At 31.2% G+C, this 15,755-nt stretch carries 14 protein-coding genes; 11 read left to right on the forward strand and 3 right to left on the reverse strand.

Annotation, left to right across the window (positions count from 1 at the left end):
• The first annotated feature begins 21 nt into the window (after nt 1-21).
• On the forward strand, nt 22-459 hold the full coding sequence (locus ACM6F9_RS10785; protein WP_414845731.1) for a hypothetical protein: 438 nt from the start codon (nt 22-24) through the stop codon (nt 457-459).
• 632 nt (nt 460-1,091) lie between these two features.
• Nucleotides 1,092-2,219: a PKD domain-containing protein gene (locus ACM6F9_RS10790; RefSeq protein ID WP_414845732.1), complete on the forward strand. Its 1,128-nt coding sequence runs from the start codon at nt 1,092-1,094 to the stop codon at nt 2,217-2,219.
• 47 nt (nt 2,220-2,266) lie between these two features.
• Here the strand turns inward: ACM6F9_RS10790 and ACM6F9_RS10795 are convergent, their stop codons facing one another.
• Together ACM6F9_RS10795 and ACM6F9_RS10800 are read right to left on the reverse strand one after the other, a co-directional pair.
• A complete protein-coding gene (locus tag ACM6F9_RS10795; RefSeq protein WP_414845733.1) occupies nt 2,267-2,584 on the reverse strand; it encodes a helix-turn-helix domain-containing protein in 318 nt (105 codons plus the stop codon).
• A gap of 737 nt (nt 2,585-3,321) precedes the next feature.
• Nucleotides 3,322-4,743 (reverse strand): hypothetical protein, encoded by a 1,422-nt coding sequence (locus tag ACM6F9_RS10800; RefSeq protein ID WP_414845734.1) that lies wholly within the window; start codon nt 4,741-4,743, stop codon nt 3,322-3,324.
• A gap of 1,053 nt (nt 4,744-5,796) precedes the next feature.
• Between ACM6F9_RS10800 and ACM6F9_RS10805 the strand changes: the two genes are divergently transcribed.
• The 3 genes from ACM6F9_RS10805 (at nt 5,797) to ACM6F9_RS10815 (ending at nt 8,240) form a co-directional block, all read left to right on the forward strand.
• The gene (locus ACM6F9_RS10805; RefSeq protein ID WP_414845735.1) at nt 5,797-6,612 is read left to right on the forward strand and encodes a hypothetical protein; all 816 of its coding nucleotides are present in this window, start codon (nt 5,797-5,799) and stop codon (nt 6,610-6,612) included.
• Between the two features lie 210 nt (nt 6,613-6,822).
• Nucleotides 6,823-7,560 carry a hypothetical protein gene (locus tag ACM6F9_RS10810; protein WP_414845736.1) on the forward strand — a complete coding sequence of 246 codons (738 nt, stop codon included), beginning with the start codon at nt 6,823-6,825 and terminating at the stop codon, nt 7,558-7,560.
• Nucleotides 7,561-7,817: 257 nt separating this feature from the next.
• Entirely contained in the window at nt 7,818-8,240 is a 423-nt protein-coding gene (locus ACM6F9_RS10815) for a transposase (protein WP_414845737.1), read from the forward strand.
• Nucleotides 8,241-8,663: 423 nt separating this feature from the next.
• Here the strand turns inward: ACM6F9_RS10815 and ACM6F9_RS10820 are convergent, their stop codons facing one another.
• Nucleotides 8,664-10,088, reverse strand: a complete 1,425-nt coding sequence (locus tag ACM6F9_RS10820; protein WP_414845738.1) for a tetratricopeptide repeat protein — start codon at nt 10,086-10,088, stop codon at nt 8,664-8,666.
• A gap of 696 nt (nt 10,089-10,784) precedes the next feature.
• Between ACM6F9_RS10820 and ACM6F9_RS10825 the strand changes: the two genes are divergently transcribed.
• The 6 genes from ACM6F9_RS10825 to ACM6F9_RS10850 all read left to right on the forward strand — a co-directional run bounded on the left by ACM6F9_RS10825 (nt 10,785) and on the right by ACM6F9_RS10850 (nt 15,504).
• Nucleotides 10,785-11,021, forward strand: coding sequence for a hypothetical protein (locus ACM6F9_RS10825; RefSeq protein WP_414845739.1), 237 nt, complete (start codon nt 10,785-10,787; stop codon nt 11,019-11,021).
• A gap of 29 nt (nt 11,022-11,050) precedes the next feature.
• Nucleotides 11,051-11,473, forward strand: a complete 423-nt coding sequence (locus ACM6F9_RS10830; protein ID WP_414845740.1) for a transposase — start codon at nt 11,051-11,053, stop codon at nt 11,471-11,473.
• A gap of 476 nt (nt 11,474-11,949) precedes the next feature.
• Nucleotides 11,950-12,537 (forward strand): TetR/AcrR family transcriptional regulator, encoded by a 588-nt coding sequence (locus ACM6F9_RS10835; protein ID WP_414845741.1) that lies wholly within the window; start codon nt 11,950-11,952, stop codon nt 12,535-12,537.
• Between the two features lie 97 nt (nt 12,538-12,634).
• A complete protein-coding gene (locus ACM6F9_RS10840; RefSeq protein ID WP_414845742.1) occupies nt 12,635-13,441 on the forward strand; it encodes an SDR family NAD(P)-dependent oxidoreductase in 807 nt (268 codons plus the stop codon).
• 260 nt (nt 13,442-13,701) lie between these two features.
• Complete coding sequence (locus ACM6F9_RS10845; RefSeq protein ID WP_414845743.1) at nt 13,702-15,000, forward strand: epoxide hydrolase family protein; 1,299 nt, start codon at nt 13,702-13,704, stop codon at nt 14,998-15,000.
• A gap of 45 nt (nt 15,001-15,045) precedes the next feature.
• Entirely contained in the window at nt 15,046-15,504 is a 459-nt protein-coding gene (locus ACM6F9_RS10850; protein WP_414845744.1) for an organic hydroperoxide resistance protein, read from the forward strand.
• Nucleotides 15,505-15,755 lie beyond the last annotated feature (251 nt).

The raw sequence follows: 15,755 nt of genomic DNA on the forward strand, positions 1-15,755 counted from the left end.
ATTTAAATACCTATTTTAAGCATGAAAAAGCTACTATATATATTCCTTGTGTTTTTTTCAGGAGTACTTTTTGCTCAAAAGAACACCCACGTAACGTTTGCAGTCTACAATAATGCAATCGGAACTGCCACAATGTTTGATCTTTACAAAAACAGCATTGAAAAGATGACTGTTTTTAAAACCAAAACCAGTCTTCCTACTCATTTAAAGAAGTTTGAGTATCTGGCTGACAATGGTTTAATAGAAACCAGATTTAAGAAAAATGCAGGTTACCCTGACAGCTTATCTCTGGAAACGTTGAATGAGCAAAATAATCTTCCAAAAGACAGATCTGTATTTATTGAAGGATATCAGTTTAATGATACAACTACCCTCGTCTATAATGAAATGATTAGCAATATTGAAATTATTGATACTAACGGTCAGAAAAACATCCATATTTCAACCATAAGAAATTAATATCCTGTTTGACGGATATTAATTTAAAAGCAGAGACTATTTCGAAATGAAATAGTCTCTTTTTTATTTGATGAGTATTCAATTCCTTTCTTAATATTGTATGGATTGAGCAATCACATAAAAAAAACATTCCGGTTTTCATCACAAATTCTCTAAAATCCAAACACAATACAAATACTACATTACTACTACATCTACCTAAAACCATGTAAAACACCTACATATTACATACTACATATATCAAAACAGCAATCAAACATTATTAAAATTAAAAAATTAGCAATTACTTTTGAAATACTGAAAAAAACTATCATCAACTCACTGTAATAGTAAAAAGAGTTAATCATTAGTGTACCGTGTACCTGTAGGAGAAATAATACTCCCTACAGGTACTTTTTTAAGCCTTATTAAATAAAGACCACAATCACTCATTATATGTGTTTTTAATCATTCTAGTAGAGTACCTGCAGTATAAGTGTTTTTTTGCAGGTACCTTTTTTAACATAACAATCTAAAAAAACTATATGCTAAAAAAACTACTTTTTCTTCTATGTACTGGTTTTTCAGTGTTATCCTTTTGTCAATCTGATGAGGTTCTATTTATTGGAAATAGTGTGACATATTTTAATGATATGCCAGAAATTTTTAAAAATATAGCAGCTTCAAAAGGAAAAAACGTTTCAATAACAACGCATACTCCGGGAGGAACCGGATTTGTTAACCATGTAGACGATCCTTCACTGTATCAAAAGATAAGATCTAAAAACTACAAATATGTTATTCTGCAACCTGGTACTGCGGAATCTGCGGGTCATTCTTATCCTGTTTCGTTAACAGCTGAGCGTGGCCGTAAAATCAGGGATTCTATTCGGAAATACAGCCCGTGCTCTAAAATATTTCTTTACGAAATCCCCTATGGAGTACCATCTGCCAATGAATATAACACCTATTTTACTTTTCAGCAAAAAATAAAGGATTCCATAACTAAGATGTCTAATCTAATGCAGGTAGAAATAGTTCCTGCTGGAGAATCTGCAAGACAATATTATAACACCTCTCAGGATCTTGCTCTCCACGGATCTTATAATGACATTCATCCGGGGCCTAAAGGGAGTTATCTTGTGGCGGCATCGATGTATTCAACTATATTTCAGGACCATGTATTTCCGTCCACTTTTTATAATGGACTGCCACAGAATATTGCTGAAAATTTTCAAAATATTGCAGACCTGGTCTTTTTTAATAATCCTCCCCAGTGGAACAATAATGTATTTCATCTCCATGCTGATTTTGTTGCAGGAATCAATGGAATGACAGTAAACTTCACCAATCATTCTGCCAATTTCACCTCCATATTATGGAACTTTGGAGATGGTATTACAAATTCTTCTTTGAATCCGGTTCATCAGTATACTGCTTCAGGAAATTACACAGTTTCACTTACCGTTAATAAGAACGCCTGCTCAGAAACATTTACCAAAATAATTAATATCGGATCATTAGGAACTACAGATCTTAATGTACAACCTGAACTTACATTTTATCCTAATCCTGTTGCTGAAATCTGTTATATAAAAAGTAAAGAAAAAATAAAAAACATCATCCTTTACGATATGACACTAAGACAACTTGCTGATTGGAAAAATCTTCATGCTTATGATACAGAAATAGATCTTTCTTCTTACAGTAAAGGAGCTTATATAATCAATATTCTTTATGAAAACAACCGTAAGGAATATATTAAGGTTATTCACAAATAATTAAAAAAAATCAGGCTGTTTCAAAATCGAAACAGCCTGATAACATACTAAATTAAAAATTGTTTTTTCCACTTAGCAACTGTATTTCTACTCAGTTTATAATACCTTGCCAATTCGGAATTATTCAGTTTATTCTTTTTCTGATAATCCAAAATTTCTATAATGGATGTCTTATCATAAGAACGGTGCCTCTGATTAGCAGACTCGGTTTCCTGATTAGCTTTTGGGAAAATAATATTATTAATGGTAATAACATCTTTCACAGAAAAAGTAGTTTTAGACAATATCGCCTCACATTGTTTTTTCTTAGCAGGATGCTTTAATAAAATATCTTCATATATTTTCTTATAATTAGGGTTTTGCATATAAATTTTTTTAAATTTTAAACTTGAACAAAACTTCACTTTGAACCTGTAACTTTCTCAACAAGTTCATATTAAGATATTTCGAAAATCAAAGTCTTCATTCTCATATTCTGTTAAAATTGTTGTTAATGTTGAATGTGTATATAACTTTATTTCCACTTTTAATAGTTTCTCTTCTTCAAATAAAACGGTTCAAATTTTATTTTCAGGACGTGAAAAATTGGTTATAAATTGCGTACGAAGAATGAGTAGACTTTGTTTCCGAATTAATTTCAATTGTATAATTTTTCCATTTTTAAAGTTGCAATATGAATAGAAATATCATTCGCTTAGATGGATACTTTCTTCAATATAAAACCTTTCATAGACTGAATTATATTAATTTCACTTGTAAATTTTATTGATAGGTCTATAAGCGCAGATCTAAAATCTGGTAATAATTCTTTCCAAATTCATATGTGTTTTAAAATTCCGGTTCAAAAATCTTGTTTTTTTATATTATTCTCCAAAAAAACAGATATGACTTAGGTATGACTCATTTATGTGCATTATATTTTCGAATATTATTCATAATTTACAGGATATTACATTTTAAATGATGATACTTTTATAAAACATCTTATACCTCATAGGTTTTCAATATATACAGGTAACTCAAATCTTATAAAAAAACAACAGATATAGCAGATTGAAGTTTGCCATGTCTGTTGGTTTTGTTAATCAATTAAGAACATAAATCACATATTCTTCATCCATACATAAATATCCTCATCTGAAGGAATATTCAATCTTTTTCTCAGTTTGTTTTTCCGGGCTTGTATAGATTGTGGCTGTACAAAACTATAATTGGCAATTTCTTTTGTTGAAAAATTAAGAAACAGCAGAGCGCAAAACTTCAATTCCGAATTGAGCAGTTGCGGTTCAATTTTTAATAGCTTTGGTGTAAATTCAGGATAAACTTCCTGAAAACGTGCAAGGAATTGTGGATCATTTTCTTTTGCCAACATTATAACTTCTTCAAAAGCAAAATTCAATTTCTGATTAAGCTTATGGGTTTCCTTTTCTTTTATATGTAAAATCTGATTTTGGTTTTTTATTTTCTTATATATAAAAAGGATAATAATAGCTGTACTTATAACTATTATAAATATAATATATAAAAAAAGATTAGCTTTATGTTTCAATGGCACCTGTTTTTCATCTACAAGAAGACCTACGGTATCTTTCAAATTTTCTTCATCAATTTTTTTTAAACTATCGTTAAGACGATTATATTTAAGATTATACTTCTTTTCATCATCTATTTGACCGGTTTTTTCATATGAATTGGTAATGAGTTCATATAACTCAGCTAATTTTCTAAAATTCTTTACCTTTGTGGCAAGCACAATTGCTTTTTGATAGTTTACAATAGCAGAATCTTGTTGTTTTCTCGCATCATAGATCTGTCCTACAAGTTTAAATGTAGCAAACTCATTATTACCCCAGTCTACAGGCACAGATTGGGCTAATTTCATATAAAACTTTGCGGAATCAATATTATTTTCATTGATTTTAGCTTCAGTTAAAAGCAACATGGCGGCTTTTAAACTTGTATTCATACCTGAGTCCATTTTTTTGGACTCCTTCAGTTCCTCAACAACTCTTTTTCCATAATAACTAACAGAGTCATACTGCTTTTTATCAAGATAATTTTTTCCTATCTGAATGAAGATCATACCTTTTAAAGCACGTCTCATTGAATCATTTTTTAATTTACTCGCAACAACTAAATTTTTCTTTAATTTTTTCAGTGCTTCATCATACATTTTAATTCCTCTGTAATTAATACTGTATAATATATTCATGGAAATCTCCTGATCCTCAGCATCCGAGTTTTTAAATTCAGGCTCCATCATCCTTAAATAATAATTACTTTTATTATACTTATACTGCGAGGAAAAAGCAAGAGCTAAATTATAATAAACACATAGTTTACCTTCTGCATAATTAATATGCTTCGCATCTTCAAGTATCGAAAGATTCAGTGCGATCATCTCATCTGTTTTACCATTAATAAGGAGATTATTAGATTTATCAAGCCTTTTTTGAATAGTTTTTGGTGTAATTTTATCCTGAGCTAACAGTAAAAATGGAAAAAACAAAAATAAAAATTTCATATTGTGTAAAATTTGTGTAAAATATTTATAAATGTAACAAATATAATAGCAAATAAATGTTAGAAAAATATCTATAAGAAAAATTAATTCTAAGAATCAACAACAATAATTAAAAATCAACAACGAATCAACAATCCATATAAATTTTTTATCTATTTTTCTGGCAATGATATAATATTTAATAAAATATACACTAAATATCAAAAGTCCTCAAATATGATTCAGATATGAACCAGACTAAATTTAAATACTACTTATATACTACACATATAATAAACAACTGATTTTAAGCCTTTCAGTTAATTTTAAGAAACACAACATCACTATTATTCATAGCCATTATTTTTACTCTAACTTATAAATCAATATTTCTGCAAAGTATAAAATATGACCACTTTCTTCAAGGCTATTCAACCTTCTTTAGATTAAAAATAGCATTAAGCCTAACACCATAATAAAGAATAAAACAATGAATATGTTATAAATTTTATTTTCAAATACTAAAAACAAATACTAATTATCAGTAAGTTACAATTAATTCATAGCTAAATCATAGGTGAAAATTTGTATAAAATAAAGTCCGGAATGTAATATTGCATCAACAAAAATGAGTATCTGAATTTTATAAGTATTATAGATCAGTATCAAGAAAAATTAAACACTAATGAAAAATTAACATTACCTAACTTTCTGTTAGCTTCCTGACTAATGTTCACAAGTTGGGATTAAAATTATACTTGCTCAAAAACATTATAGATGTAAAGTTTGGAATCTAATATTACAACAACAAGATAGCATCCCAAGTTAAAACAAACACAAATTACTAATCAATATTCAAGATTAAAAAACATAACAAAAAAATAAACACTTATGAAAAAATTATCACTACCTAACTTTCACAAGTTGGGATTAAAATTATACTTGCTCAAGAACATTATAGATTTAGAGTTTGGAATCTAATATTACAACAACAAGATAGCATCCCAAGTTAAAACAAACACAAATTACTAATCAATATTCAAGATTAAAAAACATAGCAAAAAATAAACACTTATGAAAAAATTATTATTTCCCATTCTTTTATTAACCTCATTAAATGTATATTCTCAGGTAGGGATTAATACAAGTGCACCCGATCAATCTGCAGTACTGGATATTAAATCTTCAAACAAAGGACTTCTAATTCCCAGAGTTGCACTTACCGGAAAAACAGATATTACGACTATCCCCAATCCGACACACTCTTTAATGATTTATAACCTAAATGATGCGGGCGTTTCTCCTAATAATGTCACAGCAGATAACCTTTATAAATTTAATTCTAAAATAGGCAAGTGGGAAAAGCTATTAGATGAAAATACACCTATTCCAGGAGCTGTAGGAATGTCAAATATTTTTGGATTCAAAAAAACAGGAAATGACACAAGCTTTTTAGGGACAGATTTAGGAGCAAGTATCAGAAAAATTAACTATGATAATATAATAACAACTTCAGGCTATGCTACCTATAACACTGCAACAGGTGAATTAACTATATTAAAGTCCGGTTTTTTTACATTTAATATCAATTTTGTAATAAAAGGGGCTATGACAGGAACCCCGAGGGTGGGAGTATCCAAACCATATACTGGGACTTTTGCCTATAATGGAAATGCTTCTTTTGCATTTTTGTCACAGCCTTATGTAACAGTAGATGCTTCTACTCCTGTTACTCTATTTTCATCAGGAACTCTTAATTTAGTGGCTGGTCAAAAAGTAATATTTCTAACAAGATTTATTGACCCTACTGTCAATACCTTGGATGTTGAAAATATTAACTATGACAGAACAATGGTGAACTCTGTTGTTATATCATATACTGCTCCTTAGTATAATAATATCTCTAACAGGGTGTAACTATCCTGTTAGAGATACAAAAATAAAATTATATCCTGATAACAGCATCGTTCTAATTTGTCATCCGTAAAAATAATAATGATGAGAGTATTTCTTAAATGGCAGTGCAACTGTTGAAATAGAAAATGTACTCTATACATATATAACTTAATATCAAACAATAAAATAAAAATCTTTAACGTTATGAAAAAATTATTATTACCAATTCTTTTGCTAGCTTTCTTCAATGCGAATTCGCAGGTTGGAATTAATACTCCAACTCCACAAAAGACATTACATGTGAATGGTAGCTTGCAAGTAACTAATGAGATCAATCTAGGAGGTAACGCTACCACTTCTGGAAATGCAGGCACATCAGGACAGGTTCTTACTTCTAATGGCCCCGGAGCAACCCCTACATGGCAATCAAGTACAAATGTAGTCCCTGGCTCTAATGGTTCCGTTATAGCCGTAAATGGACAACTTGTTGTTGCTCAAGAAATTAACGTACAAATGTCAGCTGACTTTACTACATCGACATTAGTTTCTATAGGTAATCTGGATAATGAAATTTTAGATAATGAAAGTCGTTATACAGGAACTTCTACATCGAACTCATTTACTGTTTCTGCTGATGGTCTGTACCAAGTGATTATCAATACCCAACTTGCTACTACTGTTGGCACTTCCCCTGTAGTGGGGATTTGGGATAATACACCTGATCTTCCTACTAATCCTAATGGCCAGTGGATTGCAAGAGTAAATGATAAAGCGGCCACCGATTTACAAACTTACACCTTAATTTCCGCTGTTCAGATGTATGCTGGGCGTACCTATTCATTTAGAGTTAGTAATACCGCTAGTACCACCATCAAAGCTGAGAGTTCTGGATCTACTGGAAGTGGACCTATTACTCAAATGACTGTCAAACGACTAAAATAGAAAATGTATCATATATCATACCATCTAATATAGGAATTGTTACAGGAATAGATTAACTGATAATGTCTCCTTAAGAACAAATACAATGGGAGTAACATCGTATTTTAATGTTGGTGACAAAATAAGTTGTAGAGCTAACTACACAAGACCTCACAGATTAACTACAGCTTCTTTGAGTATTGTATATTATGGTACCTAAAAATTTCCTGTTTTGGTCTATAGATTAATTTATCTTCAAATTATAAAAACCGTTTATTATGCTTTTTAAAAATATCCATATTGGTGAACTGATACAGAAACGGGTACAGGAAACCGATTTTTCTTCTGATAGACTCATGAGCTCCATGAAATGCAGTGATCAGGAACTTGCACATATATACCAAAGTAAGTCTTTGGATACAGAAACTCTTCTTAAATGGAGCAAACTCCTTACTTATGATTTTTTCAGAATTTATTCTCAACATCTTATGTTATACTCACCACCCTCATCATCAGAGTATTACAATAAGACAAAAGAAAAAAAACTACAACTTCCGGAGTTCAGGAAAAATATCTATACTATTGAAATGATTAATTTTATTTTGGACCTTATAAAAACAAATGAAAAAACAAAACAACAAATAATAGAAGAATACAGAATCCCCAAAACTACTTTATATAAATGGATTAGAAAATATTAATCTGCATTTTTCAATACCCAAAATTAAAAATTCTAATTTGCTGCATATATTCAATTTCCCTCCATCGAGTATATGCTGCTCAGTTCATTTTTATATAAATTTCGGTTCTATAAACACAAATAAAAGATTTATAATGATGATTTAAAAATTTCATTTTACTGCATACATTCAATTTCCCTCCATTGAGTGTATGCTCTTAACTCATTTTAGTATAAATTTTCGGTTCTATTAACACAAATAAAGATTTATAATAATAACTTAAAAACTATTTAATAGTCAAAATTCCAGTATCTCATAAAACAGAAACCCAAATATTAACTATTTGATAGTCAATAAAGTAATTATCAATATAAAACAAGGAGAACGATATTTCAAAATAACGTTCCTCTTGTTTTATAAGAGTATGGATTATCAGAAAAGAAATCATATATTCTTCATCCATACATAAATATCCTCATCTGAAGGAATATTTAATCTTTTTCTCAGCCTGTTTTTTCTGGTTTGTATAGATTGTGGCTGAACAAAAGTATATGTTGCAATATCTTTGGTTGAAAAGTTAAGAAATAGCAGAGCGCAAAATTTTAATTCTGTGTTCAATAGTTGGGGTTCAATTTTTAATAATTTCGGAACAAATTCCGGATATACTTCCTGAAAACGGGCAAGAAATTCCACATCATTATTTTTCGCCAATTGTATTACTTCTTCAAAAACCATATTCAGTTTTTGACTAAGCTCCTTAGTTTCAACTTCTTTTACATTTAATATCTTATTTTTATTTCTTAATCTTTTATTGATAAAAAACACAATAATAACAGAAATAACAATTCCTGTAATGATAATGTAGAGTAAAAAGTGATTTTCATCTTTCAGATTTTTTTGTTTTTCTTCTACAAGAATGCCCACAGTATCTTTCAGATTATCATTATCTATTTTCTTTAAACTATCTTCAAGTTTATTATATTCAAATTCATATTTATTTCTATGGTCGATCTGCCCGGTCTTTTCATATGATTGAGATAGTAATCCGTACAGCTCTAATAATTTTTTGAAATTCCTAGCTTTTGTGGCAAGCACTACTGCTTTTTCATAATCTACAATAGCGGAATCATATTGTTTTCTCGCATCACAAATTTGTCCTAAAAGCTTAAATGTAGCAAAATCATTATTTCCCCAATTGACGGGCACAGCGCGGGCTGCTTTTATGTAAAACTCAGCAGAATCAATTTTATTTTGGTTGAGCTTTGCTTCAGATAAAAGCAGCAATGCTACTTTTAAACTTGTATTCATACCTGCATCCATTTTTTTGGATTTCTTCAGTTCATCAACAATTCTCTTTCCATAATAGGTAACAGAGTCATAGTTTCTTTTCTCAGCATAATTTTTCCCTATCTGTACCAGAAGCATTCCCTTTATGGCATGTCTTGTAGAATCATTTTTTAAATCATCCGCCATCACCAGATTCTTCTTTAGCTTTTTCAATGCTTCATCATACATTTTAATTCCCCTGTAATTAATGCTGTATAATATATTCATGGATATTTCCTGATCCTCCGCATTTGAATTCTTAAATTCAGTTTCCATCATCTTTAAATAGTAATTGCTCTTATTATATTTGTACTGCAGAGAAAAAGCAAGTGCCAAATTATAACATGCAGATAGTTTACCTTCAGCATAATTAATATATTTAGCATCATCAAGTATCGAAAGATTCAATTCAATCATAGCATCTGTCTGACCATCAACCAGTAAGGCATTAGACTTCTCCAACCTTTTATCAATAGTGGCTGTCGTAATTTTAGATTGTGCCAACAGCAATAATGGAAAAAACAAAAAAATAAATTTCATCATGTACTAAATATATGTATAGCATTTAGGAATGTAATAAGTATAAAAAATTATTCATATTAAATTTAAAAATAAAGTTTCAAAAAAATATTCATAATAAAAAAGTTAATCTCCAAAACATCCGAATAGAAATATCCAATCTTACTTTCAGCGGGCAATGATAAAATATTTAGAAGACAAAATCCCCCTGCACAAGTATGACACACATATGACATTGAAGATTTTTGATGTTTTTAGGTTATTTTCAGGAATTTTACCTCATTATTATTCAAATCAAAAAAACAGCTCATGATATTTCAAATCATAATTCTCACCGCTTAAAAATAAGGTTCTACTTACCGGCTAAACCCAACTTATAATATAAAATCTAAGTTCTTTTTTTCAGATTAGCCCCCCCCTATACCCAGAAGATAAAAATTAATTAATTTTCACAAGCATCACATAAATGTGAATATTTTAAACATAATCATTTCGTTTGATTTAATTTAATTCTTAAAAAATTAAAATACTGATTATCAGATAATTAAAATCCTGTCATAGATATGTAATATGCAAATTTTTGCATAATATAAAGCTTGGAATGTATTATTGCATCAACAAAATGTCCATTGATTTACAAGATATCTGATATTTAGATTAGTATTCAATGGATGTGACATAACACAAAAGACAAAGAATAATTAAAAAATCTTTAAATCAATGAAAAAATTATTATTGCCTGATACTTTACTAGTTTTTTTACATGTGTACTCACAGGTTGGCATTAACACAACGACCACCAAAAAAACTTTACATATCAATGGCTCTTTAAAGATAGGCAGGAACACTACTAGAATAGGTTTAGCAGGAATATTAGGACGGATATTGGCTTTAACCTCAAACTACAAAAACACAAATTATCAATATTTTCAAAAAGCATCTTTTGTCATATTGTAAAAGATGCTTTCATTAAAATCATTTTTATTATGCTTTTTAAAGATATCCATACTGGCGAATTGATACAAAAACGAGTAGAGGAAACTGGTTTTTCTTCAGACAGAATTATGAACTTTATGCAATGTAGTCATGAAGAACTTAGACAGATGTACAAAAGCAAATCTTTGGATGCGGAAACTCTTCTTAAATGGAGTAAGCTGCTGGCTTATGATTTTTTCAGAATCTATTCTCAGCATCTTGTACTTTACTCACCCCCTTCATCTTCAGAGTATTACCAAAAAACAAAAGAGAAAAAAACACAGCTTCCTGAGTTCAGAAAAAATATCTATACTGTAGAAATGATTACATTTATTTTAAGCCTTTTAAAATCTAATGAAAAAACAAAAAAACAAATAATAGAAGAATACAGAATTCCCAAAACCACTTTATACAAATGGATTAAAAAATACTGATCAAAGACTATATTTCATACATTAAAAAATAGTAATGAGTTGCATATGTTTTATTTCCCTCTGCTAAATATATGTTATCCTTTTCACTTTTTTCATAAGCTTACGATTCTATAAACACAATGAAAATAATTGATTTATTAAATGGATGATAAATAAAGGATTTGTTCTTTATATGACACAAAACAATCACTAAATTTTATGTATAGATAGTTTAATAACACTTTTCTATTCTTATCCCCAACTCTTTTTTATGAATTTGTCCCTCAAGTTCTCAAGTGAAATTGATTTTTTTTAGTTGGGGATTTTTTTACACTTTCTTACACAAAAAGCCTCTATATTAGAGGCTTTCACATTATTAAAGTTAATTATAACTACCTAATTTACAATTATTTGAAATTTTAAATTCAAAAAAAGCAAATAAATTTTTGTTTTTATGACCAATCGGTCATATATTTGCATCACTATTTAGCATTATCATGGCAAAAGGAGAAGAAACCAGACATTTCATTATAGAAAAAGCAGCCCCTATTTTTAATACGAAAGGGATTGCAGCTACTTCTATGAGTGACATTATGGAGGCTACCAGGTTGTCTAAAGGCAGTCTGTACGTTCATTTTGAAAACAAGGAGGTTCTTGCATGTGCTGCTGTGGAACACAATATGAAAATATTAAGTGAGAAACTTCAAAGAGTTTTGATGCCATACAAAACTTCGAAAGAACAATTATTCGCTTATATTGATTTCTTTAGTGATCCTAATCATCCACCGGTTGCTGGTGGCTGTCCATTATTAAATTTTGGAACAGAAGCTGATGATACGAATCCTATTGTAAAAGAAAAAGTGAACCGTGCCATTAAACAAGGCCAGGAGTTGCTTTCCGGCATTATTGAAAAAGGAATTTCCAATAAAGAATTCAGAGCAGACTGGAATCCGTCAGATTTTGCAACTGTTTTGTTTGCAATGCTTGAAGGTGGTCATCTGATGGCTAGAATGTCGGGTAACAATGATAGAATGGAAGTTATTGTTAACAATCTAAAAAAAATAATAGAGGAAAATCGTGTTTAATTTTTTTTATTCAAAATATGACCGATCGGTCATTTTAATTTTAAAATAAGATTTCTTAAAAAGTATAATCATAACAATCAATTTAAAAAACAAAACAATGTCAAAAACAGTTTTAATTACAGGTGCATCAAAAGGTTTCGGAAAAGCTTGGGCAGAAGCATTTTTAGCAAAAGGATACAAAGTAGCGGCAACAGCCAGAAATGTAGAAACCCTAAATGATTTAAAAGAAAAATATGGAAATTCTGTATTGACTTTAACTTTAGATGTCGATAAAAGAGAAGAATCTCTAGCGGTGGTTCAGAAAGTTCATCAGCATTTTGGCAGTATTGATATTTTAATCAATAATGCAGGCTATGCTTTAACAGGGGCAATTGAAGAAACAAACGAACAGGAAGCAAGAGCACAATTTGAAACGAATTTCTTTGGAACGCTGTGGCTTTCACAGGCTGTACTTCCTATTATGAGGAATCAGAAAAGCGGTCATATCATTCAGGTTTCTTCTATTTTAGGATTGGCAACTTTGCCTACTATGGGGCTTTATAATGCTTCTAAATTTGCTCTGGAAGGGCTAAGCGAAACATTAGCTACGGAAGTGAAAGGATTTGGTATTCATGTTACTTTGGTAGAACCTAATGGCTATGCCTCCAATATCTGGCATACAGGAATTAATACCCAAAGTAATCCGGCTTATGATGATATTAAAAAGGCCTTTTCAGAATCTGAAACTTCTTTCGGAGAGGTAGAAGCTACAGCACCGGCACTGATCAAACTTGCAGAAACTGAAAATCCTCCTTTACGCTTATTGCTTGGTAAAGTAGCTCTTCCATTTGTAAAACAAAGTTACGAACAGCGACTAAAAGTCTGGGAAGAATGGAATGATGTATCCGTAGAAGCTCACGGATAATATTTAAACCCATATACCACAAAAAAAGCTCCATTTTTAAAAAGAACGGAGCTTTTTTGTGGTTTTTTAATCTGAATCATCGTTTGTTTTTCGCTGCATTTATTTCATAATTATCAAATTTCCTGTTTATCCTCGGCAATGTCTACTTCACTCATGAATATGACTACTTGAGCAAAATACCCATTTAACAGTTGCTTTTCTGAACATACTTTTGTCTCATCAAAAAAGAAAACAGATCAAAAATCTAATACAACAAAGCAATGAAAACAACAATTTCAACCTTATTTTTAGCAGCAGCTTTTACACTGAATATTCCAGCTATTTCTAAAGCTCAAACTAATCGGACTAATACTATATCCGTAAATTCTGACACCAGTATCCGTCCTTTCCACATCAATATTCCACAATCTCAGCTGGATGAGCTTAAAAGACGTATCTCCGAGACCCGCTTTCCAGATAAAGAAACGGTAAAAAATGCTTCTCAGGGAATTCAACTGGCTCAGCTAAAAGAACTAATCACTTATTGGGGCAATGGATATGACTGGAGAAAAGTAGAAACTCAGCTGAATGCACTTCCACAGTATGTAACAAAAATTGATGGCATTGATATTCAGTTTATCCATGTTCGTTCAAAAGAGTCTAACGCATTACCTGTGATCCTTACCCATGGCTGGCCAGGTTCTCCGCTGGAGTTTATTAATGCCATAGATCCTCTGACAAATCCTGTAAAATACGGAGGGAAAGCAAGTGATGCCTTTGATCTCATTATACCAGCAATTCCAGGCTATGGCTTTTCAGAAGTGCCAACTGAACTGGGCTGGAACCCTGACCGCGTTGCCCATGCCTGGGATGTACTGATGAAAAGGCTTGGCTACAAGAAATATGTTTCTGAAGGCGGGGACCATGGTTCTGTGATTTCTGATGCTTTGGCCAAACAGGCTCCTTCAGGACTTCTGGGAATTCATTTAACGATGCCGGCCACTATCCCAGCTGAGCTTGTAAAGCCAATTAATGCAGGAGATCCTGCTCCATCCGGACTTTCTGCCTCTGAAGCAAAGGCTTATAATGCCATGAGTACTTTTTTTGGCAGAAATGCAGCTTATGGAGGAATGATGGTAACGCGTCCCCAGACAACAGGATATTTACTGTCAGATTCTCCAAGTGCCTTAGCTGCTTTCCTTTATGAGAAAATTGCTGAGTGGAGTGAAAGCGACTTTCATCCTGAAAATATAATTGGCCGTGATGCCATTCTTGATGATATTACACTTTACTGGCTTACAAATACAGGAGCGTCTTCCTCTCGTTTCTATTGGGAAAATAACAAGAATAATTTCAGTTCCGAAGCACAGAAAACAAAAGATATTAAAGTCCCTGTAGCCATTTCAGTATTTCCTCACGAGATCTATCAGGCTCCGGAAAGCTGGTCTAAACAAGCCTACCCTACTTTATATTATTATCATAAAGCTCCGAAAGGCGGACATTTTGCGGCTTGGGAACAACCACAAATCTTTACGGAAGAACTTAGAGCAGCATTCAAGGATATAAGAAAAAAGCTTTAACACAATATATCAACAAATATCATTTAACCTAAATAATAAAAAATTATGGAATCAAATACCATTCAGGAGATAGAAAATACGTCTATAGTAAACATCAGTAAAGTACTTTATTCCGGGAAAGTTGTAGTAACAGGGGGACGTGACGGAAAAGCTAAAAGCAATGACGAAAAGCTTGATATTGAACTGACTTCTCCCGGAGCAAAAGGAAACGGAACAAATCCCGAACAATTAATGGCCGCAGGTTGGTCAGCTTGTTTTATCGGAGCGATGCAATTAGGGGCGTCTAAAATGAAAATCTCCCTTCCTACAGAGTTGTTTGTCAATACCTCTGTAGATCTGGGAACTCATGATGGGGAATATTTTCTTCAGGTTCACTTGGAAATTCATTTACCGGGTTTGTCAATAGACGATGCGAAAAAAGTTGTGGAAATGGCACATGCAACATGTCCTTATTCAAAAGCGATGCGTGGGAATATTAATGTGAAAATAGATGTGGTTGTGTAGTTATCAAAATGTGATTATACATTTTGATTAAGAACCTTCTTTGCCTCTTTGGTGAGGGAGGTTTTCATTCTTTAAATAAAATTACAATTCAATCTTACCTACTATTTCCCAAGTAACAAAAGCAAAAATTTTGTAGAAAAATCAAAAAAATATAATTCAAATTAATGGGATTTTGAATCTTTTTCAATACATTTGCGGCTTGATTATCTCATTAATTTGAGTTTCATGGTTATTAGTTTTTATCCCCAGGA

The sequence above is a fragment of the Chryseobacterium sp. IT-36CA2 genome (genome assembly GCF_949767875.1).
Lineage (GTDB): Bacteria > Bacteroidota > Bacteroidia > Flavobacteriales > Weeksellaceae > Chryseobacterium.